The 24,713-nt window shown below is 73.1% G+C and carries 25 protein-coding genes; 14 read left to right on the plus strand and 11 right to left on the minus strand.

The window, feature by feature from the left end; translation table 11 throughout:
- Positions 1–8: 8 nt before the first annotated feature.
- Positions 9–1,238, minus strand: coding sequence for a GNAT family N-acetyltransferase (locus AC1DWH_RS01085; RefSeq protein ID WP_477092116.1), 1,230 nt, complete (start codon positions 1,236–1,238; stop codon positions 9–11).
- Positions 1,239–1,247: 9 nt separating this feature from the next.
- Between AC1DWH_RS01085 and AC1DWH_RS01090 the strand changes: the two genes are divergently transcribed.
- From AC1DWH_RS01090 to AC1DWH_RS01110, 5 genes are all read left to right on the plus strand, one after another.
- The gene (locus AC1DWH_RS01090) at positions 1,248–2,330 is read left to right on the plus strand and encodes a glycosyltransferase family 4 protein (protein ID WP_477092117.1); all 1,083 of its coding nucleotides are present in this window, start codon (positions 1,248–1,250) and stop codon (positions 2,328–2,330) included.
- Positions 2,331–2,789: 459 nt separating this feature from the next.
- Complete coding sequence (locus AC1DWH_RS01095) at positions 2,790–3,524, plus strand: alpha/beta fold hydrolase (RefSeq protein WP_477092118.1); 735 nt, start codon at positions 2,790–2,792, stop codon at positions 3,522–3,524.
- Positions 3,521–3,880 (plus strand): cupin domain-containing protein, encoded by a 360-nt coding sequence (locus AC1DWH_RS01100; RefSeq protein WP_456844686.1) that lies wholly within the window; start codon positions 3,521–3,523, stop codon positions 3,878–3,880. The genes AC1DWH_RS01095 and AC1DWH_RS01100 overlap by 4 nt, the downstream gene beginning before the upstream one ends.
- A gap of 52 nt (positions 3,881–3,932) precedes the next feature.
- Positions 3,933–4,739, plus strand: a complete 807-nt coding sequence (locus AC1DWH_RS01105) for an SDR family NAD(P)-dependent oxidoreductase (RefSeq protein WP_456844685.1) — start codon at positions 3,933–3,935, stop codon at positions 4,737–4,739.
- 246 nt (positions 4,740–4,985) lie between these two features.
- Positions 4,986–6,359 (plus strand): wax ester/triacylglycerol synthase domain-containing protein, encoded by a 1,374-nt coding sequence (locus AC1DWH_RS01110; RefSeq protein WP_477092119.1) that lies wholly within the window; start codon positions 4,986–4,988, stop codon positions 6,357–6,359.
- Here AC1DWH_RS01110 and AC1DWH_RS01115 read toward each other — a convergent pair.
- The 4 genes from AC1DWH_RS01115 to AC1DWH_RS01130 form a co-directional block, all read right to left on the minus strand.
- Entirely contained in the window at positions 6,331–7,656 is a 1,326-nt protein-coding gene (locus AC1DWH_RS01115) for an FAD-binding oxidoreductase (RefSeq protein WP_477092120.1), read from the minus strand. The two genes, AC1DWH_RS01110 and AC1DWH_RS01115, sit on opposite strands and share 29 nt — an antisense overlap.
- A 132-nt stretch (positions 7,657–7,788) precedes the next feature.
- Complete coding sequence (locus AC1DWH_RS01120; protein WP_477092121.1) at positions 7,789–8,091, minus strand: hypothetical protein; 303 nt, start codon at positions 8,089–8,091, stop codon at positions 7,789–7,791.
- Between the two features lie 22 nt (positions 8,092–8,113).
- Positions 8,114–9,565 (minus strand): rifampin monooxygenase, encoded by a 1,452-nt coding sequence (gene rox, locus AC1DWH_RS01125; RefSeq protein WP_477092122.1) that lies wholly within the window; start codon positions 9,563–9,565, stop codon positions 8,114–8,116.
- 101 nt (positions 9,566–9,666) lie between these two features.
- Positions 9,667–10,485, minus strand: coding sequence for a COG4705 family protein (locus AC1DWH_RS01130; RefSeq protein WP_477092123.1), 819 nt, complete (start codon positions 10,483–10,485; stop codon positions 9,667–9,669).
- A 191-nt stretch (positions 10,486–10,676) separates the two neighbouring features.
- Here AC1DWH_RS01130 and AC1DWH_RS01135 point away from each other — a divergent pair, with 191 nt between their 5' ends.
- On the plus strand, positions 10,677–11,396 hold the full coding sequence (locus tag AC1DWH_RS01135) for a phosphatase PAP2 family protein (RefSeq protein ID WP_477092124.1): 720 nt from the start codon (positions 10,677–10,679) through the stop codon (positions 11,394–11,396).
- A 21-nt stretch (positions 11,397–11,417) separates the two neighbouring features.
- Positions 11,418–12,032 carry an MBL fold metallo-hydrolase gene (locus tag AC1DWH_RS01140; RefSeq protein WP_477092125.1) on the plus strand — a complete coding sequence of 205 codons (615 nt, stop codon included), beginning with the start codon at positions 11,418–11,420 and terminating at the stop codon, positions 12,030–12,032.
- Between the two features lie 7 nt (positions 12,033–12,039).
- Here the strand turns inward: AC1DWH_RS01140 and AC1DWH_RS01145 are convergent, their stop codons facing one another.
- Both AC1DWH_RS01145 and AC1DWH_RS01150 read right to left on the minus strand, forming a co-directional pair.
- Positions 12,040–12,666 (minus strand): response regulator, encoded by a 627-nt coding sequence (locus tag AC1DWH_RS01145; protein ID WP_477092126.1) that lies wholly within the window; start codon positions 12,664–12,666, stop codon positions 12,040–12,042.
- Positions 12,663–13,910 carry a sensor histidine kinase gene (locus tag AC1DWH_RS01150; protein WP_477092127.1) on the minus strand — a complete coding sequence of 416 codons (1,248 nt, stop codon included), beginning with the start codon at positions 13,908–13,910 and terminating at the stop codon, positions 12,663–12,665. The genes AC1DWH_RS01145 and AC1DWH_RS01150 overlap by 4 nt, the downstream gene beginning before the upstream one ends.
- A gap of 157 nt (positions 13,911–14,067) precedes the next feature.
- Here AC1DWH_RS01150 and AC1DWH_RS01155 point away from each other — a divergent pair, with 157 nt between their 5' ends.
- Complete coding sequence (locus AC1DWH_RS01155) at positions 14,068–15,162, plus strand: ABC transporter permease (RefSeq protein WP_477092128.1); 1,095 nt, start codon at positions 14,068–14,070, stop codon at positions 15,160–15,162.
- Positions 15,163–15,195: 33 nt separating this feature from the next.
- The gene (locus AC1DWH_RS01160) at positions 15,196–15,888 is read left to right on the plus strand and encodes an ABC transporter ATP-binding protein (protein WP_477092129.1); all 693 of its coding nucleotides are present in this window, start codon (positions 15,196–15,198) and stop codon (positions 15,886–15,888) included.
- Between the two features lie 4 nt (positions 15,889–15,892).
- Here AC1DWH_RS01160 and AC1DWH_RS01165 read toward each other — a convergent pair whose 3' ends face one another.
- The 3 genes from AC1DWH_RS01165 to AC1DWH_RS01175 all read right to left on the minus strand — a co-directional run bounded on the left by AC1DWH_RS01165 (position 15,893) and on the right by AC1DWH_RS01175 (position 17,809).
- A complete protein-coding gene (locus AC1DWH_RS01165; RefSeq protein WP_477092130.1) occupies positions 15,893–16,381 on the minus strand; it encodes a GNAT family N-acetyltransferase in 489 nt (162 codons plus the stop codon).
- Between the two features lie 14 nt (positions 16,382–16,395).
- Entirely contained in the window at positions 16,396–17,382 is a 987-nt protein-coding gene (locus tag AC1DWH_RS01170) for a LacI family DNA-binding transcriptional regulator (protein WP_477092131.1), read from the minus strand.
- Positions 17,383–17,446: 64 nt separating this feature from the next.
- Positions 17,447–17,809: a VOC family protein gene (locus AC1DWH_RS01175; RefSeq protein WP_477092132.1), complete on the minus strand. Its 363-nt coding sequence runs from the start codon at positions 17,807–17,809 to the stop codon at positions 17,447–17,449.
- Positions 17,810–17,992: 183 nt separating this feature from the next.
- On the opposite strand from AC1DWH_RS01175, the gene AC1DWH_RS01180 reads away from it, so the two are divergent.
- The 5 genes from AC1DWH_RS01180 to AC1DWH_RS01200 all read left to right on the plus strand — a co-directional run bounded on the left by AC1DWH_RS01180 (position 17,993) and on the right by AC1DWH_RS01200 (position 23,187).
- Positions 17,993–19,048, plus strand: a complete 1,056-nt coding sequence (locus tag AC1DWH_RS01180) for an ABC transporter ATP-binding protein (RefSeq protein ID WP_477092133.1) — start codon at positions 17,993–17,995, stop codon at positions 19,046–19,048.
- A gap of 26 nt (positions 19,049–19,074) precedes the next feature.
- Positions 19,075–20,277 carry an extracellular solute-binding protein gene (locus AC1DWH_RS01185; protein WP_456847144.1) on the plus strand — a complete coding sequence of 401 codons (1,203 nt, stop codon included), beginning with the start codon at positions 19,075–19,077 and terminating at the stop codon, positions 20,275–20,277.
- 4 nt (positions 20,278–20,281) lie between these two features.
- Positions 20,282–21,175, plus strand: coding sequence for an ABC transporter permease (locus AC1DWH_RS01190; RefSeq protein WP_477092134.1), 894 nt, complete (start codon positions 20,282–20,284; stop codon positions 21,173–21,175).
- A complete protein-coding gene (locus AC1DWH_RS01195; protein ID WP_477092135.1) occupies positions 21,172–21,978 on the plus strand; it encodes an ABC transporter permease in 807 nt (268 codons plus the stop codon). Before AC1DWH_RS01190 ends, AC1DWH_RS01195 begins: the two co-directional genes overlap by 4 nt.
- 105 nt (positions 21,979–22,083) lie before the next feature.
- Positions 22,084–23,187, plus strand: coding sequence for an LLM class flavin-dependent oxidoreductase (locus AC1DWH_RS01200; protein ID WP_477092136.1), 1,104 nt, complete (start codon positions 22,084–22,086; stop codon positions 23,185–23,187).
- 15 nt (positions 23,188–23,202) lie between these two features.
- Here the strand turns inward: AC1DWH_RS01200 and AC1DWH_RS01205 are convergent, their stop codons facing one another.
- A complete protein-coding gene (locus tag AC1DWH_RS01205; protein WP_477092137.1) occupies positions 23,203–24,705 on the minus strand; it encodes a glycosyltransferase family 39 protein in 1,503 nt (500 codons plus the stop codon).
- Between the last annotated feature and the right edge of the window lie 8 nt (positions 24,706–24,713).

The raw sequence follows: 24,713 nt of genomic DNA on the forward strand, positions 1-24,713 counted from the left end.
CCGACCGTTCACCAGTCAGTGACTGTCCACGGCGCGGGCTGCTGGACGAACAGGTCGTCCGCGATGGCGACCGCACCTCGACGGCGCTCGACGACCCGCCCGGCCCGCCAGAGCGTGTCGAATGTCGTGCCGCCCAGGTAAACGGCGGCGAGGTCGGCGACGTCCAGGCTCAGATGGGCGGGTCCCGGCCCTCGGACGCAGGACGCGCCATCTCGCCGAGCGTCCAGGCAGTGCAGTCCGGTGTTCGCCGGAAGCACATCGTCGCGCACCTCCAGGACCAGGCGAGCGTCGCCGCCGTAGGTGCGTGCCGAGAGGGCACGATCGACATCGACCAACCGGAGCCACAGGAAGTCGCGGGTGCGCGTGGTCGTCACTGCTCGGGGGTCCGTCAGCATCCATCGCAGCGGGTCGTCTGCCGGAAGGTTGCGGGCACGGGCGGATTGGGCCTGCCGGAACGTCAGGCAAAAGCGCCAGAGCGCCCGTCGAGCGCTGTCCGTGACGGCGATCAGGTCCTCGACGACGAGGGCGGAGACCGGCTGATCGCGAAGGTCTCCTGGAGCGAGCCGGTAGGTGAGGTATCCCGAGGGCCGCCCGTCCTCATCCTCGGCGACGACGAAGAACCGGGCGCCGGGACCCGTCCGGTACAGCTCGTGGTCCATCCACCACATCTCCCAGAACTCCTGCGTACGCAGGACCTGGCCGACCTGCAGGTGCCGGTGGCGCTCGAACAGCGCGGGCAGAAGCCTGCGAGCCTCGTCGGGGTCAGGGCAACGGACTCGCTGCACGGAGCCTGCGTCCGGCCTCAGCCGAACATCGGCCAGCTGGATCTGCACCTCCACCGCGACGTCGGCCGGCGCGTACCCCACGCCGGTGACGAGACCAGGCGTGGAGGTCGACGCGATGGCAAGCGGCTCCCCCCGCTCCGCGAAGTCAGCCAGTTGGTGCGCGAGCAGGGCGGTCGCGTGGCCGTGGCCGCGGCTCGTCGGGGCGATCGCGGTCAGCGTGGGTCGCGCTGCCGGGCAGGTCGTGCCACCCGGGACGGTGAGCTCGAGCGCGTCTGAGGCGGTGCCACCGACGAGACGCTCGTCCTCGAAGACGCCCAACGCACGCGCGCGGGGAATGGCCGACCTCGCGTCGTGTCGCGCACGTTCGCTCGGGTGGCGACCGGCTCCCCGCTCCAGCACGTCGACGAGCTCGTCGAACTCGCGCGCTGAGACGGGTCGGATCGTTCGCTCCACGACGCTACCGTGGCACAACCGCAGATCGATCGGGGTCGTAACGTGAAGCCGCTACGTGTCGCCGTCGTCGCGCCGCCGTTCTACGAGATTCCACCGGACGGTTACGGCGGGATTGAACGTGTGTGTGCCTCGATCGTTGATGGGCTCGCTCGCCGCGGTCACGACGTCACGCTCATTGCCTCGGGCACTCGACGGGTCGCCGGTCGCTTCGTGCAGACCCTTCCCGTGGCGCCGGGGGAGGACACCGGCGACGACGTGGGCGTGGAGCTGTTGCACGCCGCCCGTGCCCACGCCGCAGTGTCGGCGCTGAAGCCGGACATCGTGCACCATCACTCGCGCGCCGGCCTCCTGATGCACACCGGAGGACGAGCTTCAGTCGCGACCGTCCACGGTGCCGTCTCCGGCCCCGAGTCCGAGGCCGACTACCACCGGGCGTTGGGTGGCCGTGTGCCGCTCGTCGCCGTCTCCGACGCCCAACGGCGCACGGCGGCCGAGTTGGCCTGGGCCGGCACGGTGCACAACGGGGTGGACCCGGACGCCTACCCCTTCCGTGAGAGCAAGGACGACTACCTGCTGTATCTGGGCCGCCTGAGCTGGGCGAAGGGCGCCGACATCGCCGTGGCCGCCGCCGTCGCGGCGGGCCGGCGGCTGGTCGTGGCCGGGGGGCCGACGTCGGCGTCGGAACGGCAGTGGGCCGAACTGGTCCTGCGGCGTGAGACGCACGGCGGCGTCGAGTTCGTGGGTGAGGTGAGCGGACACCGCCGACTGGCTCTGCTCGCGGGAGCCTCCTGCCTGGTACACCCCTCCCGCTGGGAGGAACCTTTTGGTCTGGCGGTGGTGGAGGCCATGGCGTGCGGTACGCCGGTCGTCGCGACCCGGCGAGGGGCCCTCCCCGAGCTCGTCCATGACGGTGTCACGGGCGTCCTGGTCGGCCTTTCCGACGAGGCTGCCGCTGGCGATGACGTGGCCGCCGCGGTGGAGCAGGCCGTGGGGCTGAGTCCACGCGCGTGCCGGGCCCGTGTCGTCAACCAGTTCTCCGCCGATCGGATGGTCAGCGGCTACCTCGCGATCTACCGGCAGCTACTCGACTAGAGGCGAACCCGACGGCGCGGGGCGTCGGGTGCGCCTCTGCCGTGTTACGTCGTCGCGGCCGGTCGACGTTCGTCGCTGTTCAGGGCCGTTGTCCGGCCCGAGGTGCACCCCGAACCGGTCGACATGAAGAGGCGACGACCGAACAGCCGGACCGCGACCTCATCCGAGGATTGGGCGCCCCACCCGAGACATCCGGGTCCGGCGCCTTGTTGCCAAGGCCGGAGATGGCCGCGCCCTGTTCGTCCAGGAGGGCCGCCGATACGCTCGTGCGGTGCTTTGGTCGGGCCCGAACACTGGTCGGGCTTGCGCTCCGGTTCTGAGCCGGAGCATCCCTCATCCCCTGGTCGAGGCCGGCGACCGTGCCCGGCCGGCGCACCCAACGGGCCAGCTGCCGGTGCTGCACCGGTGCCGACGCGTCAGGCGGGGGACGAACGTCTCCGGCAGTGAAGGAAGCTCCTGATGGCAACAGCTGAGTCCCCGACGGTCGTCCTCGTGCACGGCGCTTTCGCCGACGCCGGAAGCTGGGTCCCGGTGATCGAACGACTCCTGGCCGCCGGCGTCCCCGTTCGCGCGCCCGCCGTGCCCCTCCGAGGTCTGCACTCGGATTCCGCCTACATCGCCAGCGTGCTCGCGCAGATCCCGGGTCCCGTGCTCGCGGTCGGCCATTCCTACGGCGGCGCGGTGATCAGCAACGCCGCATCGCAGGCTGCGAACGTCAAGGGACTGGTGCTGGTCTCGGGGTTCGCCCCTGAGGAGGACGAGGCACTGAGCGAGGTCGAGGGGACCTCCCGGGACAGCGCTCTGGGACCCGCTCTGGTGCAGGCTCGGTTCCCGACCGGCGTCGGCGACGAGACGGCCGTCGAGCTGTATGTCGACCCGGAGCAGTTCCCTGCCGTGTTCGCCGGCGACCTGCCCGAGGCGCAGGCGCACGCGTTCGCGGCGTCGCAGCGGCCGATCGCCGCCTCCGCGTTCGACGAGAGGTCCGGTGCGCCCGCGTGGAAGCACCTGCCCACGTGGTCCGTCGTCGCCACCGGGGACAAGGCGGCGGGCTCGGACGTCCTGCTGTCGATGGCGCGCCGGGCGAACGCCGAGCTCCTCGAGCTCGAGGGCTCTCACCTGATCATGGTGTCCCAGCCCGAAGCGGTGACGAACGTCATCCTCGGTGCGCTCGAGAAGATCGGCTCAGGGTCGTGAACAGCTCCGGACCGATCGACGAGCTGGCGACGAAGCTGAAGCGCACCGAGCTGCAGCACCAGGCGTCCTCGGTGGCCGGCCGAGACATCGTGCAGGTCCTGACCGAGATCCCGGTCGGTGTCGAGTCGGGCTGGCACACGCACCCGGGGGAGGAGGTCGGCTACATCCTCGCCGGAACGGTCGAGATGCGGATCGAGAGCAGACCCACCCTGATGCTGCAGGCCGGCGACCCGTTCTTGATCCCGCCCGGGACGCCGCACAACGCCCGGGACCTCGGACCGGGCACCGGGATGATGCTCTCGACCTACTTCGTCGACCCGGCGCAGTCGTTGGCGACGTTCGTCGAGGTGGACTGACAGAGAGCCGTCCAGTCTTGTCGATCGAGCGAGTGTCGCGCGTCATCAGGTCATGGAGCTCAAGGAGCGGGTGGCGGTGGTGTACGGCGGAGGCGGCGCTGTGGGCGGTGCGGTGGCGAGGGCGCTCGCGCGCGAGGGTGCACGGGTCTACCTGACGGGCCGCTCGTCGACGGCGGCGCAGACGGTCGCCGACGAGATCGTCGCGTCCGGCGGCCGGGCGTCCGCCGCGGCCGTCGACCTGGCCGACTGGGACGCCGTCGACGTCTTTCTGCACGGCGTGGTCGACGAGGCCGGCGACTTCCACATCGTGGTCGACGCGACGGGCGGGGACCACGTGCAGGGCGTCCCGCTCCGCGAGGTCGGGCTCGCGGACTACCTGGCTCCGATCACGGCGATCGCGACGAACGCCTACGTGGCCGGCGCGACGGCAGCGATCCACATGACCGCCGTCGGGCACGGCGTCATCGTCCTGCTCTCGACCACGGCGGCCCGCGTCACACTGCCCTCCGACGGGTTCGGTCCCGCGTGCGCCGCCGTCGAGGCGTTCGCCCGGCAGCTGGCCGGTGAGACCGGACCGTACGGCGTGCGGGTGGTCTGCGTCCGCGCCGATGCCATCCCGGGCTCCGTGGCCGCTGGGTCGTACGCGGGCGCGATGTGGTCGCGAACGGCCGAGACGCGCGGCTCGACGCTCGAGGACGTCATGGCGACGGGCGGACCCGGAGTCCCCGGTGCGCTGCTGAGCGGTGAGCTCTCGCTCACCGCCCTCGGGGACACCGTCGCGTTCCTCGCGTCCGACCGCGCGAGCGCGATGACGGCGACCGTCACGAACCTGAGCCGGGGGGCACTGCCCGACCTGTGATCGCCAGACGCGCTGCGTTCGGCGGGCGCTCGACGCCCGAACGGCCACACACGGTCGGCCGGGGTCGGCATCGAGCGACTCCATGCCTGCACCGACTGAGGAGGCCCGGAGAAGCGCTGCCGGTCCGGACCTTCGGGCCCTTGTGCCCTGGAAGGTCCACGGGCGTGGTGATTGTCTCGGCCACAGGAGCGCAGGACGGGAGGCCAGGAGATGGTCGGACCTCGTGCCGCCTCGACGGTCGGGGCGATGTCAGGGCGAACGGTGGTGCGCCCTCGGCCGGTGGAGCGGATCCGTCCGGGGGACCTCGCCGAGCTCGCGTCCGACGTCGGCCCGGTGCCGCTGAACGTGGGCATCGTGCTGCTCCTGGGGGCGGGAGCGACGTCCGACGAGCTCACGCAGGTTCTCGTCGACCGCCTCGGCCGGGTGCCGCGCCTTCGACAGCGGCTGGTCACGCCGCGGGGTGTCCTCGGCAGCCCCTACTGGCTCGACGACGACAGCGTCGACATGCACGCCCACGTCCGGCACGTGCTGTGCGCGCCCCCGGGCGACCGCGCCGCCGTGCTCGAGGTGGCGGTGGCGGCGACGACGGAGCAGCTGTCTCGCGCCCGGCCGCTGTGGCGCGCGCTCGTGGTCAGCGTTCCCGATGGCCGGCCCGTCGCGCTCGTGCTCGTCGCCCACCACGCGGTGACCGACGGCGTCGCCGGGTTGTGGGTCCTGCAGCGGCTGCTCGACGGAACGGACACGATCGACCCGGCCCCGGTCGAGGTGGCGCCACAGCCGCGCACGCTCGACCTGTTCCTCGAGAGAGGTGTCGCGACGTTCCGACGAGTCGCGAGGCTGCCGCGCGAGCTCGGCCTGCTGTGGCAGGGCGGGTTGGAGCTCGGCACACGACAGTGGCTCGGCACCGGCGCTCCGCGGTGCTCGTTGAACGCGCCGACGGGTCACTGCCGCCGCGTCGCCGCGGTCGACGTCGCCCTCGCGCCGGTCCTGGCGTCCGCGCGACGCAACCAGTGCTCGCTCAACGACCTGCTGCTGGTGGCTGCGACGGGCGCGATGGCGCAGGTGCTCGCCGCGCGGGGCGAGCACCCGGACCGGCTCGTCGTGTCCGCACCGGTCTCGGGCCGTGGCGCGGCGAGGATCGACGAGCCGGGCAACAGCGTCGGGGCCATGATCGTGCCCGTGCCGCTCACGGGTACGACCGGTGAGCGGGTGGCTGCGGTCGCGCGGACGACCCGGGCTCGCAAGGCGGCCGCGCGAGGCTCCTCGAGCACCCTGATGGTCCCGGCCTTCCGGCTCGCGGGCCGGGCGGGCGCGTTCCGCTGGGTGACCGATCGGCAACGACTGCTCAACACCTTCGTCTCGAACGTCCGCGGGCCGACCGGTTCTCTCTCCATCGCCGGGACACCCGTCGTCCAGCTGGTGCCGATCGCCGCGACGGCCGGCAACGTCGGGGTCGCCTTCGCCGCGCTGTCCGCGGCCGGTCGTCTCGTGGTCTCCGTGATCACCGACCCCGACGTGGCTCCCGAGGCCGACGAGCTGGCGACCCGCGTCGGGGCCGAGCTCACCGCTCTGGGCGACCTCCGCGAGCGCGTCAGTCAGCCGGCGGGATGTTCTGGTTGAGCCGGAAGACGTTGTCGGGGTCCCAGGCAGACTTGACCTCCTGGAGCCGTGCGTAGGTGGCGGCGCCGTACGCCCGGTGCACACCCGTGGCGCCCTCGGCCCCGAGCGCGTTGACGTACACGCCGACGCTCCACGGCTCGATGGTCGCGGCCAGCCGCCGGCACGTCGCCGCGTGGCGCTCGTCGTCGGCCGGGTCCTCCCACTTGGCGCCGACGTCGTACTCGAAGCGCGTGTCGCGGTGCGCGAAGGCCGTCGCGCCCGGGTCGACGTCGGCGATCGCGCCGCCGTAGGCGACGAGGCTCGCCGCCCCGACGTCCACCTCGGTGTGGGCGAGGAACGCCTCGAGCGCCGCGTCGGGCAGCTCCCGGACGTAGTGGCTCTTCGCGTAGCGCCGGAAGCCGTGCGCCGAGCCGACGTCGGACTGTCGCTGCAGGTCGAGGTAGCTGATCGGCGAGACCCGTCGGGCCAGGACGTCGCCGAGGCCGTCGAGCCGTTCGACCAGTGGCGCCGCGTCGTCGGGCGACCCGACCCAGACGAACCCGAGCGTGAGCGGGCCTCCCGCGCGCACCTCCGCGAAGAGCGTCGCGCGCCGAGGTGCGTCGTCCGACATCGCGAGCCACGTCCGGAGAGCGTCGAGGCCACCGGCTGGGTCGAGGTCCACCTCGGCCACGAGTGCCCGCGTGCCGACGTCGTGCAGCGTGAGGTCGAAGCGCGTGACGACGCCGAAGTTGCCGCCGCCGCCCCGCAGCCCCCAGAACAGGTCGGGGTGCTCGTCGGCCGTCGCGTGGACGAGCTCGCCGTCGGCGGTCACGACCTCGTACCCGAGCGCGTTGTCGCAGGTCAGGCCATGCAGGCGGCCGAGCCAGCCGACGCCTCCGCCGAGCGCCAGGCCGCCGATGCCGGTGTGGGACACGATCCCCGCCGTCGTAGCGAGGCCGTACCGCTGCGCGGCCGCGTCGAGCGACCCGAGCAGCGCCCCGCCGTGCACCTGCGCCGTGCGGGACTCCGGATCGACGAGGACGTCCCGCATCCGGGAGAGGTCGAGCATGAGCCCGCCGTCGGGCACCGCCCATCCCGCCGCGCTGTGCCCGCCGCCCCGCACGCCGAGCGGCAGCCCCAGCTCGCGCGCGGCCCGGACCGCCGCGCGGACGTCGGCGGAACCGACGCACCGGACGACGTACGCCGGGCGACGGTCGACGGCGCCGTTCCAGACGGCGCGCGCGGCGTCGTAGTCGGGTGAGCCAGGGACGAGGACCTCGCCCTCGAACGTGGCGGGCAGGGCTCCGGCCGTGGGCATGTCACGACTCTGGCGGCTCGGGGGCGGGTCTGCCAAGGGTCGGGAAGCCCACGATGTCGTCGCGCACGCGGTCCGGTTGCTCCGGAAGGCCCGTGGTCTCGGCGGAGGGGCGGCTCACCGAGCTCCTGTCCGTCAGACGAGATGCCGCCCACGCACGTCGCCGGGCGGGCGGCGCTGGTGCGGGACGGACGTCTGGTCGTGGGCGGTCGGGGCGATGCCGAGCCCCGGCGCCAGGACCGCATGCCGCTGCCTCGGCAGGATCGCGATGACCAGGTCGTCCGCGTCGCGGCCCTGCGCGAGCGCGGCCAGCAGCGCGGCGCACGCCTGCTTGCGGTCGAAGATCCCGTCCGCGATGTACGCGTCGTCGGCGTCGGACCACAGGCCGTACTCGTCGTGGTTCCAGCTGCCCAGCGTGGTGGGCACGATCCGGTCCATCGGCACACCCCCACCGACCACGCTAGACCTCTGCGAGGCCCGTGGCGGTGGCGCTTCCGAACCAGTTCGGGAGCGTCCGGAGCAGGTCCTGCTGGTCGTCGCCGATCCAGACGACGTGGCCGTCCGGTCGGAGCAGGACGGCCGGCGCGTCCAGCTGCGGGCTGACGTCCACGACGAGGTCGATCCGGTCCGTCCACCCGGTCACGGAGAGCTCGCCGGTCTGGTCCAGCAGCAGCCCGCGGCCCTGCCTCGTGAGTTCGTAGAGGCGGCCGCCCCGCGTCAGAGGGACGTCGCGCAGCCGCCGGCCGAGCAGCGCAGGTCCCTCGCCGACGTCGTAGCGGATGCCGGTCGAGGTGACCCTCTCGGCCAGGAACCGGGTGACGTCCTCGAGCTCCATCAGCTCGGTCAGCAGCCGGCGCACGGCCTGCGGGCCGGGCTCGGTGGAGAGCAGCTCGCTCTGGGCGCGGGTGAGGGTCAGCACGTCCTGGGCGACGGGCCGACGCTCCGCGCCGTAGGTGTCCAGCAGCCCGGCCGGCGCCCACCCGGCGACCTCGGCGGCGAGCTTCCAGCCGAGGTTGAACGCGTCCTGGATGCCGAGGTTCAGACCCTGCCCTCCGAGCGGCGGGTGGACGTGCGCCGCGTCGCCGGCGAGGAGCACCCTGCCCTCCCGGTGCCGCTCGGCGAGCCGGGTGGCGTCGGTGAAGCGGGACAGCGATCGGGGGGAGTGCACGCCGAAGTCGGTGCCGGTGTGCGCCCGCAGCTGCGTGCGGAACTCCTCGAGGGTCGGCGGGACGGACCGATCCTCGGCCACCGTCGCCGCGGGCACGACGGCGCGGTACAGGCCGTCGCCGGCGGGGCCGATGCCGAAGCCCCTCTGGGTCTTGCGGACCTCGGCCGACACGGCCGCCAGCTCGTCCGGCGGTGCGGTCACCGCGACCTCGCCCAGGAGCCACTCGGTCCGGGCGGGCTCGCCGGGGAAGGCGATGCCGAGCAGCCGTCGCACCAGGCTCCGTCCGCCGTCGCAGCCCACCAGCCACCGCGCGTCCAGCCGTGAGCCGTCAGCCAGCTCGACGCTCACGCCGTCCGGGCCCTGCTCGAGTCCGGTCACCTCGCAGCCGCGGCGGATCTGGGCGCCCAGCTCGGCGGCGTGCTCGGTCAGCAGGCGGTCGGTGACCGGCTGGGGGATGCCGAGGACGTAGCCGTGCGCCGTGTCCAGGTCCACCGGGCGGGTCGGCTCGATCCCGGCGAACCGGCCGACCCCGCCTGGGTACTGCTGCCCGTGGGCGAGGAACCGGTCGAGCAGCCCGCGCTGGTCCAGGATCTCGATGCTGCGCGGGTGCAGGCCGAGCGAGCGGACCGCCGTGGTGGGCACCTCGTCCCGCTCCAGCACGAGCACGTCGACGTCGTGCAGCCGCAGCTCGGCGGCCAGCATCATCCCCGTCGGCCCGCCGCCGCTGATGATGACGTCGGACATGTGCACCCCCGATCCACGCGCTCGCGCCGCCCGGCGCCGAGCCCGCCATTCTGGTCGTGCGTGGGGGGCCGACGGCAAGCCCTCTCGCCCGTGCGGAGCCGTCATCGAGCGGCGAGCTCGTCCATGCCGTCGAGGTCGAGCTCGTCCACGGGTGCTGTCTCCACGTCCCGCTGGGTGATCGTGAGGAAGGCGACGGTGACGGCGATCGCCACCAGGAAGATGAGGCTCGTGGTCGTCGTGCCGAGCCCGAGCCCACCGTCGGCCGTGCTCTGCGAGAGCAGGTCGCCGATCGACGCACCGAGGGGTCGCGTCAGGATGTACGCGATCCAGAAGGAGAGCACGGCGCCCAGTCCGAACCAGTGGTGCGCGGCCGCGACGACGGCGATGGCGCCGGCGAACAGCAGCGCGGACGCGAGGTAGCCCAGGCCGAGCCCCTCGGCCAGCAGGTCGCCCGCGGCGGTGCCGAGGGCGAAGGTGAACAGGATCGCGAGCCAGTAGAAGACCTCGCGGCGGGTGCTGGTGATCGAGTGGATCGAGAGGGTGTGCTCGACCCGGTACCAGACGGCGAACGTGATGCCGAGGGCGATCGCGAAGACGACCGTGGTGACCCACAGCGGGACGCCGACGACGTCGACGAGGTTGTCGGTGATGAGCGTGCCGACGACGCTGATGAGCACGACGGCCAGCCAGTAGATGGGTGCGACGTACCGCGTCGCGCGGAACTGGGCCGCCAGCGTCGCGACGAGGATCACGCCGACGAGCAGGGTCGCCGTCGTCAGGCTCAGGCCGAGTGTCTCCGTGAGCCAGTCGGCGAAGGTCTCGCCCACCGTGGTGGCGAGGACCTTGATCACCCAGAAGTAGACGGTGATCTCGGGGACCTTGTTGAGCACGCGGCGTGCCGTGGTGGGGTGCTGAGTCATCCGCGTACCGTCCCGGGCCGATGCTGAGGAACTCCTGAGGGTTGCTGTGCCCGGACCGCCGTTCCACGCCGAGGGGCCGCTCAGGACTCGACCGAGAACGCCGGTCGCGGTCGTGGCCGCTCAGGCGATTCTCAGTCCCGGTCGCGCACGGTGGGGTGTCCAGCCGCACACGACCCGCGGGAGCTGCCCTCATGCCCTACGTCCGCCGCTGGCCCCTGATCTCCGCGGCACTCGCCGCGACGGCTCTGCTGCTCGGGCTCGTCGCGACCGACACGGCCTGGCTCCAGCCGCACGGCCTGGCGATCGACGTCGAGATCGCGACCGACCTGCGCTCGGCGGTCCTCACGCCGGTCATGCTCGGCATCAGCCTCCTGGCCTCACCGGTGGTCGGGGCCGTCGTGGTCGTGCTCTGGCCTGGCTGGCTGGTGTGGCGTCGTCGGCCCTTGGCGGCGGCGTCCACGTTCCTCGTCGTGGTGGTGGGCTGGATGGCCGTGTTCGTCGCGAAGCTGCTGGTCGCACGCCCGCGGCCCCCCGCCGGCGTGGTCCACTCGCTCGCCCCCGAGACAGGGTCGAACAGCTACCCCAGCGGCCACGTCGCGTTCGCGTTCTCCGTCGCGGTCGCCGCCTGGTTCCTCGTCCGGGGCACGCGGCGGTCGCGCCCGGTCGCCGTCGCCGGCGCGGTCGGAGTCGCGCTCGTCGCGTTCTCGCGCCTGTACCTCGGCGTGCACTACCCGGGCGACGTCGTCGGGTCCGTCCTCGTCGCGAGCTCGGCGATCGTGCTGCTGACCGGGCTCTGGCACCGGTTCCTCCGGGCCGCGCTGCTGGCCAGGCCGATGGTCGCCCGGATCGAGTCGGGAACACACCGCCGAGACCGGCCGCGAGGGGATGCACCGGATCCCGTGCGGTCCTAGGTTCGTTCTCGTGGTGGCGACATGATTCACCCGGTCCCGATGACCCTGCACATCCCCGCCGGGATGGCCGGCCCGGAGGCCGTGGAGCTCGACGTCCGCGCCTTCCTGGTCGAGCACCCCGACGGCTTCGCGCTGATCGACACCGGGATGGCCGCCGAGCCCGACGCGATCGGGAGCCGGCTCGACGAGCTCGGCGCCGCGTGGTCCGACGTGACCGACGTCCTGCTCACGCACCACCACCCCGACCACACCGGCGGGCTGGCCCGGATCCGCGAGCTCGCGCCCGCCGCGACCGTCTGGGCCAGCCCCCTCGACGACTACGCCGGGCCGGTCTCGCCCCTGTCCGACGGGGACACCGTGCGCGGGCTCCGCGTGCTCGCTCTGCCCGGCCACACGCCCGGGCACCTCGGCCTGGTCCACGTCGCCGACGGCGCCGTGTTCGCCGGGGACGCCGTGGGCGTCGCCGACGGCCGACTGGTCCCCGCGCCGGAGCAGTTCACCGCCGACGCCGCGCGCGCCGCGCAGTCCGTGCGCCGCCTCGCCGAGCACGTCGGGTCGCGCGTGCTGTTCAGCCACGGGCCCGAGATCGACGACCCGGCCGGCGCGCTGCGCGACCTGATCGCGCGGACGGGGTAGTCGCGCGCTACGACGGCAGGATCCCGCGCTCCCGGGCCGTGGCGATCGCCTCCGTGCGGGACTGGACGCCGAGCTTGTCGTAGGCGTGCGCGAGGTGGGACTTCACGGTCGCGCGCGAGAGGAAGAGCTCGCGGGCGATGGCGTCGTTGGACCGGCCGAGCGCCACCAGGTTCAGCACCTCGAGCTCGCGCAGCGTCAGGGAGACGGTGGGGCGGCGCATCCGGTCGAGCAGCCGCGCCTGGATCGCCGGGCCTAGCGCGACAGCACCGGAGTCGGCGGCGCGGACGGCGGCGGTCAGCTCGTCGGTCGGGGCGTCCTTGAGCAGGTACCCGCTCGCACCGGCCTCGATCGCGGAGAGGATGTCGGAGTCCGAGCCGTACGTGGTGAGGATGAGCACCGGGGGACCGCCCGCGGCGACGATCTGGCGCGTCGCCTCGGCGCCGCCCAGCCGACCAGGCCCGAACTGAAGGTCGAGCAGGAGCACGTCCGCCGGGTCGCCACGCCGCACCCGGGCCACCAGCTCCTCCGCCGTGGCCAGCTCGGCGACCACGCGCATGTCGGGCTCGCTCTCGATCACCGCGCGCAGACCCGCGCGGACCACGGGATGGTCGTCGGTGAGCACGACGTCGATCACGGCGTCCCCTGGAGCTCGTCGGGCACCACGGGTCGGACGTCCTCGGCCAGCGGCAGGCGCACGGCGACGGCGGTGCCCTCTCCGCGTGCGCTCTCCACCGTCAGCGTGCCGCCGATCTCGTGCATCCGGGAGCCCATCGCCACGAGCCCGAAGCCGCCGGGGCGAGCGGTGGTGCGCTCCACGTGCGGGTCGAAGCCGCGCCCGTCGTCGACCACGTCGAGGATCACCTCGTCGTCGAGGTAGGTGAGCGTCACCACCGCGTGCCGGGCGGCGGAGTGCTGCACGACGTTGGCCAGGGCCGACTGCGCGACACGGACCAGAGCCGCCTCGAGCGCGACCGGCAACGGTCGGCGGCTGCCCGAGGTCTCCACCCGGACCACGAGCCCGTCGGCCGTGTCCTGCGCGCGCTCGGCCACCCGCTCGAGGGCGGCCACGAGCGTCGCGCCGTCGAGGTCGGCGGGCGCCAGCGCGCGGACGAACCGGCGGGCCTCACCCAGGTTGTCGGCGGCGGTATCGCGCGCCTGCTCGACGAACCGGCGCGCCCGGTCGTCGTCGGTGCCGATGCTCTGGTCGGCGGAGCGCAGGAGCAGCTCGATCGCGGAGTAGCCCTGCGCGAGGGTGTCGTGGATCTCCCGGGCCAGGCGCTCCCGCTCGCCCGCGACCGCGGCGTCCCGCTCGGCCGCTGCGAGGTGCTCGCGGACCGCCGTGAGCTCCTCGACGGTGCGCCGGCGCTCGTCGGACTCCCGGGCGAGCGCTTCCAGCCCGAGCATCACCGCCACAGCGACGGCGGCGCCCACCACGGGTCCGAGGACCAGCCCGGGCGAGAAGTCGCCGGTCCGCTCGACGAGCCCGGCGCCGACGGCGAGCACCGTGGTCGCGACGACGGCGAGCACGCCGCGGTGCGGCCCGAGGACGTGCATCTCGAGCAGGGTCAACGGGAACGCGAGCCACAGGGCCGAGGTGCTCGTGGCCAGCAGCGCCACCCAGAGCAGGAGGAGCCCGGCGACCCAGGCCCCGGCCGGCCACCAGGCTCCCCGCGGCGTGGTGATCGGTTGCTCGTGGATCCGGATCGCGGCGCGGCCCCAGGCGTAGAGGAGGCCGAACGCGAGCGCGGCGACGACCGTCACCCACGGTCGGACCGACGGGTCGGGCTGGAGCACGGCGGTCACCAGCAAGGCCGCCACCAGCACGTCGAGGCCGATCAGCAGCCCGCGGGTCACCGGGAAGGTCGCGTGGGCGGGCACCCAGCCACCGTAGCCACCGGGGGGAGCGGGGCATCAGCCGAAGGGTGGAGATCGGCCGCCACCCTCCGGCTCCGAGGGTCCAGCCCGCGGCCCGATGGGCTCGGGTCGGTCCGCCGCGACGCTGGAGAGAGCCACCCACCGACCCTGGAGGTCACCGATGTTCGTCGCCCTGCGCGACCTGCGCCACGCTCGCGGGCGCTTCACCCTGATGCTCGTCGTGATCGCGATGATCACGTTCCTCGTCACGTTCCTCGCCTCGCTGACCGCGGGCCTGTCCCGCGAGTCGACGTCGGCCGTCACCGACCTGCGCGCCGACCACCTGGCGTTCGCGATGCCCGACCCGACCGACGCGCTCGACTTCACCGCCTCCTCGGTGACCGCCGACCAGTGGCAGGACTGGGCCGCCGCGCCGGGGGTCGTCAGCGCAGACCCGCTCGGCGTCGCGATGACCCGCGCGGAGTCGGGCACCACGACGGCCTCGGTCACGGCTCTGGGGGTCGAGCCGGGCTCCACCCTGCTCCCGGCCGGGGCCGGCACGCTGGCCCGGGGCACCGTCGTGCTGTCGGAGTCGGCCGCGACCGAGCTGTCCGTCGCCAAGGGTGACACGGTGGCCGTCGCGGGCCTGCAGCTGCGGGTCGCGGCGGTCCTGGACACGACGACGTCCTTCGCGCACACGCCGGTCGTCTGGACGACGCTGGACGACTGGCAGGCGATCGGCACGCCGGGTGGCGACGGCGCGACCGGCCCCACCGCCACCGTCGTCGCCCTGACACTCGACGAGCAGGACGCCACGGTCGCCGACACCGACGCGGCGCTGGGCACCCTGACCGTCACGACGGCGCAGGCGCGCAGCGCGATCAGCTCCTACTCGGCCGAGAACGGCTCGCTGACGATGATGCAGGTCTTCCTCATGGCGATCTCCGCGCTGGTCGTGGGCGCGTTCTTCACCGTGTGGACCATCAGCCGCGCGGGCGACGTCGCCGTGCTGAAGGCGCTGGGGGCCTCCACGCGCTACCTCCTGCGCGATGCGATCGGGCAGGCGGTCGTGGTGCTCGTGCTCGGCGTCGGGATCGGCACCGCGCTCGCCACCGTCGGCGCGGCGCTGCTGTCGGGGGTGGTGCCCGTCGTCGTCAGCGCCACCACGGTCCTGGTCCCCGCGGTCGCGCTCGTCGCGATGGGCCTGGTCGGCTCGGCGCTGGCCATCGCCCGGATCACCCGCATCGACCCCCACGCGGCCCTCGCGGCGCGCTGACCCCCAGAAGACCGAGACCGAAGGAGCTGCACGATGGAACTGCACCTGGACCACATCACGCTCGTCTACCCCGACGGGGACACCACCCTGACCGCCGTCGACGACGTCAGCATCGCCATCCCGTCGGGCACGACGACGGCCCTGCTCGGCCCCTCGGGGTCGGGGAAGTCCAGCCTGCTCGCGGTGGCGGGCGGCCTGACGCGGCCGACCTCGGGAGCGGTCCGCATCGACGACGAGGTGCTCTTCGAGCCCGGCACCTCGCTCGCCGGCGCGACCCGGACCCGGCTCGAGCAGATCGGGATCGTGTTCCAGTCGCCGCAGCTGCTGGCGTCGCTGACCGCCCTCGAGCAGCTCGAGCTGCACGCGCACCTGCGCGGCCGGCGCCCCGTCGCGGTCCGGGCGGAGGCGATGGCGCTGCTCGCGGAGGTCGGGCTCGCCGACCAGGCCGGCAAGCGACCGGCGCAGCTCTCGGGCGGCCAGCGTCAGCGGGTCGCGATCGCCCGGGCCCTGGTGGGGTCGCCGCGGGTGCTCCTGGTGGACGAGCCGACGTCAGCTCTCGACCACGAGCGGGGCACGCAGGTGATCGAGCTGATCACGCGGCTGACCCGGGAGCTCGACGCCGCGACCTTGGTCGTCTCGCACGACGCGTCGACGCTGGGCTCGGTCGACGCGACGGTCCGGATGCTCGACGGACGGCTCGAGGGCGCGGGCGCCCTCGTCGCGTGATCGGTCAGTCGGGCGGTCGGAGCTCGAGCCGGTAGAACACGCTGTGCGGGTCGAGCACGTAGTCGGCGAACGGCGGGCACTCGACGAACCCCACCCGCTCGTAGAGCCGCCGGGCGGGAGCGAAGTAGTCCTGCGTCCCGGTCTCGAGGTGGACGGTCCGGATGCCCCGCCCCGAGGCGACGGCGAGCACGTGCGCGAGCACCGACGCCCCGACGCCACGCCCCCGCGCCGCGGTCGCGGTGCGCATCGACTTGAGCTCGCTGTCCGTCGGGCCGAGCTGCTTGAGGGCCGCGCAGCCGAGCAGGCTGCCGGTGGTGTCGCGCGCGGTCCAGAAGGTGATGCCCGGGGCCGTGAGCGCCGACGGGTCCAGCGCGTGCACGGACTCGGCCGGCGAGGTCGCGTACATGTCCGTGAGGTGGTCGTCGAGCAGGGCGAGCACGTCGGGGGCGCGGGGGTCGTCGGTGTCGACGGTGTACCCGGTCGTCGAGGGCATGCGGAGCGACCCGTTCACGTCGAGTCGCGGGCCATGACGAGGAACTCGTCGCCCGGGTGGGCCGGCGCCTCGATGGACTCGTCCAGGGCCGCCAGGACGGAGGCGGCCAGGTAGCCGGCCTGAGCGTCGATGGCCTGCCACACGGTCGTGAGCGGCGGCGCGGCCAGGCTCGCCGCGGGGATGTCGTCGACGCCGATGACCGCGACGTCCTCCGGAGTGCGGAGCCCCTGCGCGCGCAGGCCCGACAGGACGGCGAGCGCGACCTCGTCGTTGTACGCCGCGATCGCGGTCACGGGCGGGTCGGCCGCCCGCCACTCCCGCGCCGCCGCGGCCGCGGAGTCCGTGGTGAGGTCCACCTCCCGCACCATCGGCGCCGGGAGGCCGAGCCTCTCGCACTCGGCGAGGACCCCCGCCAGGCGAGGTTCGGCGAACGCGGTCAGGCGCACGTCGGCCGGGGCGGCGTACGCGAGGACCCGGTGGCCGCGTCCGACCAGGTGCTCGACCTGCAGCCGCCCGATCTCCGACTGCGGGGCGGAGAAGCCGCCCGGGGGTGCGTTCTCGTCGAGCGTGCTCCCCACCACGACGATGCCGGCCTGGCGCATCGCGCGGGCGTCCTCCTCGGCGAAGGGGGCGAGCCCGAGCACGGCGCGCGGCGTCACGGCCCGCCAGAGGTCCGAGAGCGGACGCGGTCCGCGGTCGTGGTGCACCAGCACCGACAGGCCGCGGTCGGCGAGCTGGGCCGTGAGCTGGTCGAGCAGCGAGTCGATGACCGGCCCGATGGTCCAGTTGGGCAGGACGCAGAGCACGAGGTCGCTCCGGCCCGAGCGCAGGGCGCGGGCGGCAGCCGACGGCGTGTAGCCCAGCCGGGCCGCCGCGTCCCGGACTCGCTGGCGGGTGGCCTCGGGGATCGCCACGCCGGTCTTGCCGTTGAGCACGTAGCTCACGGTGGTGCGCGACAGGCCGCTCTCGCGTGCCACGTCGGCACTGGTCAACCGCGGCACGGTTCCTCCCTCGACACCCGGCTCAGCTCCGGCCACCCTAGCCGGGCGGGCCGACCCGCCGTGCTCACCCCCAGCAGAGACAGAAGGGGTGACCTGCCGGGTCGGCGTAGACCTGGAAGCCCTCGGCGGCGTCCGGGTCCCGCGCCGCCTGGAGGAGCTGAGCGCCGAGTGCCATGACCTCGTCGTGCGCGGCCGCCACGTCCTCGACGTACAGGTCGAGATGGATCTGCTGCTGCTCGCCGTCGGGCCAGTCGGGGCGCACGTGGTCGGGCGCCAGCTGGAAGCCGAGCCGCGGGTGCCCGTCGACGTACACGGTGTGCCAGTCGTCCTCGGCCTCGACCGTGCCGCCGAGGAGCCCCGCCCAGAAGGTGCTCTCGGTCGCGAGGTCCGGAGTGTCGACGACGACGACCTGCTTGAGGATCTTCATGCCTGGATGCTGTCACCGGCCGCCGACACGGGCATCGCGGGAGACATCGGACCGGATCCACGACTGCAACCGATTCGTAACGCAGAAGCGCGTTCTCGCAACGGATTTCCGCTAAGTTCCGTCGAAACGGCCGCGATATCGGCGGTCGGAGCGGGTGCCGGCCACGGGAGAGGGGCTGCAGCGATGGGGGATGTCGTCGCCGTCCGGCTACGGGGCGTCCGCAAGGAGTTCGGCGAGGTCGTCGCCGTCGACGGCGTGGACCTCGACGTCCGCGACGGCGAGTTCATGACGCTGCTGGGGCCGTCGGGCTCGGGCAAGACCACCGTGCTGCGCATGATCGCCGGCTTCGAGCTGCCCACCGGGGGGACCGTCGAGCTGGCGGGCGTGGACGTGACCCAGCGGGCGCCGTTCGAGCGGGACGTCAACACGGTGTTCCAGGACTACGCGCTGTTCCCGCACATGAGCGTCCTCGACAACATCGCGTACGGGCTGCGCGTGAAGCGGGTGGGCCGCAAGGAGCGCACGCAGCGCGCCCTCGAGGCGCTCGAGAGCGTGCAGCTCGGCGGTTACGGGGACCGCAAGCCCGCGCAGCTCTCGGGCGGGCAACGGCAGCGCGTCGCGCTGGCCCGGGCGCTGGTCAACCGCCCGCGCGTGCTGCTGCTGGACGAGCCGCTCGGCGCCCTCGACCTCAAGCTGCGCGAGCAGATGCAGGTCGAGCTCAAGGCGATCCAGCGGCAGGTCGGCATCACGTTCCTGTTCGTCACGCACGACCAGGAGGAGGCGCTGACGATGTCCGACCGCATCGCCGTCTTCGCGGGCGGGCGGATCGAGCAGGTCGGCTCGCCCGCCGAGGTCTACGAGCGCCCGGCCACGCCGTTCGTCGCCGGCTTCGTCGGCACCTCGAACCTGCTCGACGGCGCGGCCGCGACGCAGGTGCTCGGACGCGAGGGCACGTGGTCGGTGCGGCCGGAGAAGATCCGCATCGCCGCGCCCGACGCCCGGCCCGGACCCGGCGAGGACGGCGCGGCGGGCACCGTGCGCGAGGTCGTGTACGTCGGCTCGGCCACCCGGTTCCTGGTGGACCTGGACGCCGGCGCGACCCTCGTCGCGCTGCAGCAGAACCAGCAGACCTCGTCCATGGACGTGCAGGAGCTGCGCGGCGCGCGCGTCCTGCTCGTGTGGGCGAAGGAGCACGAGTTCCAGGTGACGACCCCCGCGGCAGCAACCCCCCTGCCGTGAGCCTGCTGAGGACGAAGGAGACCACGATGAGGCACACACGTCTGCTGGCGACGGTGGCCGTCGGAGCGCTGGCGAGTCTTGCCCTGACCGCCTGCGGGTCATCCGGCGGCGGCAGCTCGAGCGGCCCCGCCACGCCACCGGCGATGGACGCCCTGAGCTCGCTGGGCAACGGCGAGGGCGAGGTCAACATCCTCGCGTGGGCCGGCTACGCGGAGGACGGCTCGACGGACCCGGCGGTCGACTGGGTGACCCCGTTCGAGGCCGCGACGGGCTGTCAGGCGAACGTGCAGGTGGCGGACACGTCGGACAGCATGTTCGAGAAGATGGGCACCGGCGACTTCGACGTGGTGTCGGCGTCCGGTGACTCGTCGCTGCGGATGATCTACGCCGGCAAGGTCGCCCCCGTGAACACCGACCTGCTCACCAACTACCCCGACGTGCCCGACTTCCAGAAGATGCAGGCCTGGAACTCCGTGGGCGACGCCGCCTACGGCATGCCGCACGGGTGGGGCGCCCAGCTGCTCGGGTACCGCACGGACAAGGCCGACCCGGCGCCCGACTCGTGGAGCGTGGTGTTCGAGCCCGACTCGCCGTACGCGGGCAAGATCACCGACTACGACTCGCCGACCGACGGCATCGCCGCCGCGGCCGTCTACCTGATGTCGACGCAGCCGGACCTCAAGATCACCAACCCCTACGCGCTGGACAAGACCCAGTTCGACGCCGCGGTCGCGCTGCTCACCGCGCAGCAGCCTCAGGTGGCCAGCTACTGGGCCAGCTACGCCGACGCGCAGAAGGCGCTGGAGAACGGCAGCACCGAGGTGGGCTCGACGTGGCAGATCATCATCAACCTGGCCAAGGGCGACGGCAGCCCGGTCGAGTCGGTGCTGCCCAAGGAGGGCGCCACGGGCTGGGCGGACACGTGGATGGTCGACGCCAAGTCGCCGCACCCGAACTGCGCGTACCTCTGGATGAACTGGGTGACCAAGCCGGACGTCCAGGCGCAGATCGCCGAGTGGTTCGGCGAGGCCCCGGCCAACACCAAGGCGTGCGCGCTGACCACCGACCCGACGCACTGCGACACGTTCCACGCCGAGGACGAGAGCTACTTCAAGAAGATCTGGTTCTGGTCCACGCCGCAGTCCGACTGCCTCGACGGCCGCACCGACGTGAAGTGCATCCCGTACTCCGAGTGGGGCAAGGCGTGGAGCAGCGTCAAGAACGGCTGACCGGGTGACGACGATCGAGCGGCCGGCGTCCACGAGCGTGGGACGCCGGCTCTCGGCCGCCCTCTTCCGACGGCCGCGGGTCCGGCTCGTCGCGCTGCTCGCGCTGCCGACGACGTGGCTGGTGGTGGTCTACCTCTCGGCGCTCCTGGCGCTGCTCGCGACGGCGTTCTTCTCCGTCGACGAGTTCACCAACGAGGTCGTCCGGACGTTCACGCTGCAGAACATCCAGGACGTGCTGGCCGACCCTGCCTACCGGTACGCGACCCTGCGCACGGTCGGCATCGCCGCCGCGGTGACGGTGCTGTGCACGCTGCTGGGCTTCCCGATGGCGTTCTTCATGGCCAAGGTGGCGAAGCCGCGGTGGCGGGGGCTGCTCATCGCGCTCGTCGTGACCCCGCTGTGGGCGTCGTACCTGGTGAAGATCTACGCGTGGCAGGCGATGGTCCAGCCCGACACCGGGGTGCTGGCCTGGATGCTGGCGCCGATCGGCCTGGACGGACCGGGCTACGGCGTCACGGCGACGATCCTGACGCTGTCGTACCTGTGGCTGCCGTACATGATCCTGCCGGTGTACGCGGGCCTGGACCGGATGCCCGACAGCCTGCTCGACGCGTCCGGCGACCTCGGCGCGCGGCCCGGCCGGACCGTCCGGAGCGTCGTCGTCCCACTGGTCTACCCGTCGATCGTCGCGGGGTCGGTGTTCACGTTCTCGCTCAGCCTCGGCGACTACATCACGGTGCAGATCGTCGGCGGCCGCACCCAGATGCTCGGCAACATCGTCTACCAGAACTACACCAGCAGCCTGCCGTTCGCGGCCGCGATCGCGCTCATCCCCGTGGTGATCATGGTCATCTACCTGATGCTCGTGCGGCGGACGGGAGCTCTGGACAACCTGTGAGGAACTCACGCCGCACCCGGTGGACGTTCGGGCTGATGATGCTGTTCGGCCTGGCGTTCATCTACGTGCCCCTGGGCGTCATCGTCATCAACTCGTTCAACGCCAGCACCGTGTTCGCGTGGCCGCCGAAGTCGTTCACGACGCACTGGTGGTCGGCGACCTTCGGCAACCAGAGCGTCCGGTCCGCGGTGCTGACGTCCGTCGAGGTGGGGATCATCGCGACGGCGGTCGCCCTGGTGCTGGGCACGCTGCTGGCGTTCGGCCTCGGGCGGTACACGTTCTTCGGGCGGCACACCCTGTCGCTGCTGGTGGTGCTGCCGATCGCGCTGCCGGGCATCGTCACCGCGCTGGCGTTCCGGACCGGCTTCCGCACGTTCCTCGGGCTCGAGCTGTCCATCTGGACCGTCGCGATCGCGCACGCGACCTTCTGCATCGTGGTCGTCTACAACAACGTCCTCGCGCGCCTGCGACGCACGGGCTCCAGCCCCGAGGAGGCGTCGATGGACCTCGGCGCCGACACGTTCACGACGTTCCGGCTGGTCACCTTCCCGCTGTTGCGCGGCGCCCTCGTGGCCGGCGCCCTCCTCGCGTTCGGGCTGTCCTTCGACGAGATCGTCGTGACCCTGTTCACGGCCCCGCCCGGCGTGGTGACGCTGCCCATCTGGATCTTCCAGAACCTGTCGCGGCCCAACCAGGGGCCGGTGGTCAACGTGGTCGCCGCTGTGCTGGTGCTCCTGTCGATCATCCCGATCTACCTGAGCCAGAAGGTCGCGGGGGAGTCGACCGGCGGCGGCCGCCTCTGAGCGTCCGGATGGTGAGCAGTTCTGGCGGACCGTTGACCGGCGCGCCGACCGTTCCTAGGTTGCGCGCCGACCGGTCCACCGTCGCCGCAGTCCGGAAGGCCCACCATGCCCGTCGAGTTCCTTGGCATCGCCACCACCAGCGATGCGTCCGAGACCACCGCCGCGTCGACCCGGCCCGTCGACCTCGGCTACCTCGAGCGCCTGGTGCGCGCCCACCAGGACAACGGGTGGACCCGCGTCCTGTTCGCGTACGGCTCGGGCGGCCTGGAGCCGTCGGCCCTCGCGGGGTACCTCGCCGGCCGGCTGGACACGATCGAGATCCTGCTCGCCCACCGGCCGAACGTCTCCTACCCGACCTTCGCGGCCAAGACGTTCGCGACGCTCGACCAGGTGTCGCAGGGGCGGTTGTCCGTGCACTTCATCACGGGCGGCAGCGACCACGAGCAGGCCCGCGAGGGTGACCGGCTCACCAAGGACGAGCGGTACGCGCGGACGCGGGAGTACATCCAGATCGTCAAGCAGGCGTGGACCAGCACCGAGCCGTTCGACCACCACGGCACCTTCTACGACTTCGACGACTTCGTGCTCGACGCGAAGGCGTTCGAGGGCCGGTCGCCGACGATCTCGTTCGGCGGGTCGTCGGAGGCCGCGTACCGGGTCGGCGCCGCCGAGGCGGACATCTTCGCCGTCTGGGGCGAGCCGCTGGCCAGCACGGCCGAGCAGATCGCCCGCATCCACGCCGAGTCGGCCGCGGCGGGCCGCACGACGCCGCCCCGCATCCACGCCGCATTCCGGCCGATCATCGCGCCCACCGAGGAGCTCGCCTGGGAGAAGGCGCACCGCGTGCTCGACCGCATCGAGGCGCGCAAGCTCGCCGCGGGCGACGCGCTAGCGCGGTGGCGTCCCGGCAAGCCCGAGAACGCCGGCTCGCAGCGCCTGCTCGAGATCGCCGCGCAGGGCGAGCGGTTCGACACCGCGCTCTGGACCGCGACCGCGAAGGCCACGGGCGGCGCGGGCAACTCGAACGCCCTGGTGGGAACGCCGGAGACGGTCGCGCAGGCGCTCCTGGCGTACTACGACCTGGGCGTGCGCGTCATCTCGGCCCGCGGCTACGACCTCCTGGACGACGCCGTCGACTTCGGTCGCTACGTCATCCCGCTCGTGCAGGAGGGCGTCGCTCAGCGGGACCGCGAGGCGGTCGCGGCCTGACCACCGCCGTCGCGGCTACCGGGTGTCCGTTCCGCCCGCCGGCGGCAGGAGCAGCCGGACGCCGTGCCGGTGGTACACCATCGTGAGCTCGCGCAGCTCTTCCTTGGTCTCGGCGTCGAAGCCGTTCCCCGTCCCGCGTGCGAGCACGGTGGCGGACCCGGACGTCAGGTACCGCAGGGCGGACCGCTGCCACACCTGGTTGTCCACCCGGGGCACCGGCCGACCCTGCGCGTCGCGGGAGCCCTCGTCGTACGTCTGGCCGGACAGGTCGACCGGCACGTCGCAGCCCTGCGCCAGGTCGCGCGAGTAGACGTCGAGCAGCACGAGGGCGGCGGGGGAGTCGGACCGGACGCACCCGTGTGCCGGCAGCCGCGCCTGGATCTGGGCCGCCGGGAACGACGCCTGCGGCGCCGGGGCGAGCGCACCGCCGACCAGCCCGAACCCCAGGCAGGTCGTCGTCGCGACGACCAGCCGGGACGGGACCGGGACGAGCGAGACCGCCGCGGCCACGACCAGCACGAGCGCCGGGGCCGCGTACGCCGCGTAGTGCGGGAGGTAGCTGGGGGAGGCCAGCAGCACGCCGGCCTGGGCGACCAGCAGCGCGACCCACAGCCGGCCCCGGTCCGCGCGCCACGCCACCAGGGCCGCCGCGGCGACGGCCGCGAGCACGCCGGCGACGAGCACGAGCCGTCCCGGGTCGGTGGTCGGCACCACGGTCACGTCCACGCCCGTGATGCTGCCGAGCCTCGCCACGGTGCTGGTGTGCTCGCGCGCCCTGCCCAGCTGGTCGAGGACGACGAGCCGGAACATCCGCGGCCCGGCCAGGACGGCGAAGGGTGCGACGACGACGAGCGCCGAGGCGACGGCTCCGGCGCCGACACGCAGGGCGTCCCGACGCCCCCGGGACAGCAGCTGCCAGGCCACCACCACGACGACCGGGACGACGGCCCAGATCTTCACGACGACGCCGAGCCCAAGGACGGCGCCCGCCGCCCACTGCCAGCGCGCGGGCACCCGCGACTCGGCCGCCCGCAGCAGCAGCACGACCCCGCCCAGCAGGGTGAGGGTGCCGAGGGGCTCGAGGAGGGTGAGCCGGTCCGCGTAGGCGGCGGCGGACGAGACGGCGTACAGCACGCCCCCGACGACGGCGGCCAGGACTCCCCAGCGGCGGGCGACGCGCGTGACCAGCACGGTGTTCACGGCACCGACCAGCAGGAACCCTATCCGGGCGGCGGCGAAGGCCGTGGCGTCGCTGGTCCAGTGGGTCAGGGCCGCGAAGGGCGTCAACGCCAGCATGATCCCCGGCGGGTGCAGCAGGAGGAAGTCGCGGTACGGCATCTGGCCGTGGACGAACGAGACGGCCGAAGCGAAGTACACGCCGTCGTCGTAGCCGTGGTAGGACCGCAGCCCCACGGCGCCGCCGACCAGGTGCCAGCGCACCAGCACTGCGAGCACAGCTGCGACGGCGGCCACCAACCACGTGGTGGACCGCCGGGTCTGCGCCGCAGAGGACCCCACAGGCCCAT

It is taken from the genome of Cellulomonas sp. P2_F12, from assembly GCF_056403775.1.

Bases quoted from the DNA above. Each gene is read 5' to 3' on its own strand.
- AC1DWH_RS01180 (WP_477092133.1), top strand. From the start codon at position 17,993: ATGGGGGATGTCGTCGCCGTCCGGCTACGGGGCGTCCGCAAGGAGTTC.
- AC1DWH_RS01185 (WP_456847144.1), top strand. From the start codon at position 19,075: ATGAGGCACACACGTCTGCTGGCGACGGTGGCCGTCGGAGCGCTGGCG.
- AC1DWH_RS01135 (WP_477092124.1), top strand. From the start codon at position 10,677: ATGCCCTACGTCCGCCGCTGGCCCCTGATCTCCGCGGCACTCGCCGCG.
- AC1DWH_RS01120 (WP_477092121.1), bottom strand. From the start codon at position 8,091: ATGGACCGGATCGTGCCCACCACGCTGGGCAGCTGGAACCACGACGAG.
- AC1DWH_RS01105 (WP_456844685.1), top strand. From the start codon at position 3,933: ATGGAGCTCAAGGAGCGGGTGGCGGTGGTGTACGGCGGAGGCGGCGCT.
- AC1DWH_RS01175 (WP_477092132.1), bottom strand. From the start codon at position 17,809: ATGAAGATCCTCAAGCAGGTCGTCGTCGTCGACACTCCGGACCTCGCG.
- AC1DWH_RS01110 (WP_477092119.1), top strand. From the start codon at position 4,986: ATGTCAGGGCGAACGGTGGTGCGCCCTCGGCCGGTGGAGCGGATCCGT.
- AC1DWH_RS01165 (WP_477092130.1), bottom strand. From the start codon at position 16,381: ATGCCCTCGACGACCGGGTACACCGTCGACACCGACGACCCCCGCGCC.
- AC1DWH_RS01095 (WP_477092118.1), top strand. From the start codon at position 2,790: ATGGCAACAGCTGAGTCCCCGACGGTCGTCCTCGTGCACGGCGCTTTC.
- AC1DWH_RS01130 (WP_477092123.1), bottom strand. From the start codon at position 10,485: ATGACTCAGCACCCCACCACGGCACGCCGCGTGCTCAACAAGGTCCCC.
- AC1DWH_RS01160 (WP_477092129.1), top strand. From the start codon at position 15,196: ATGGAACTGCACCTGGACCACATCACGCTCGTCTACCCCGACGGGGAC.
- AC1DWH_RS01200 (WP_477092136.1), top strand. From the start codon at position 22,084: ATGCCCGTCGAGTTCCTTGGCATCGCCACCACCAGCGATGCGTCCGAG.
- rox (WP_477092122.1), bottom strand. From the start codon at position 9,565: ATGTCCGACGTCATCATCAGCGGCGGCGGGCCGACGGGGATGATGCTG.
- AC1DWH_RS01115 (WP_477092120.1), bottom strand. From the start codon at position 7,656: ATGCCCACGGCCGGAGCCCTGCCCGCCACGTTCGAGGGCGAGGTCCTC.
- AC1DWH_RS01155 (WP_477092128.1), top strand. From the start codon at position 14,068: ATGTTCGTCGCCCTGCGCGACCTGCGCCACGCTCGCGGGCGCTTCACC.
- AC1DWH_RS01140 (WP_477092125.1), top strand. From the start codon at position 11,418: ATGATTCACCCGGTCCCGATGACCCTGCACATCCCCGCCGGGATGGCC.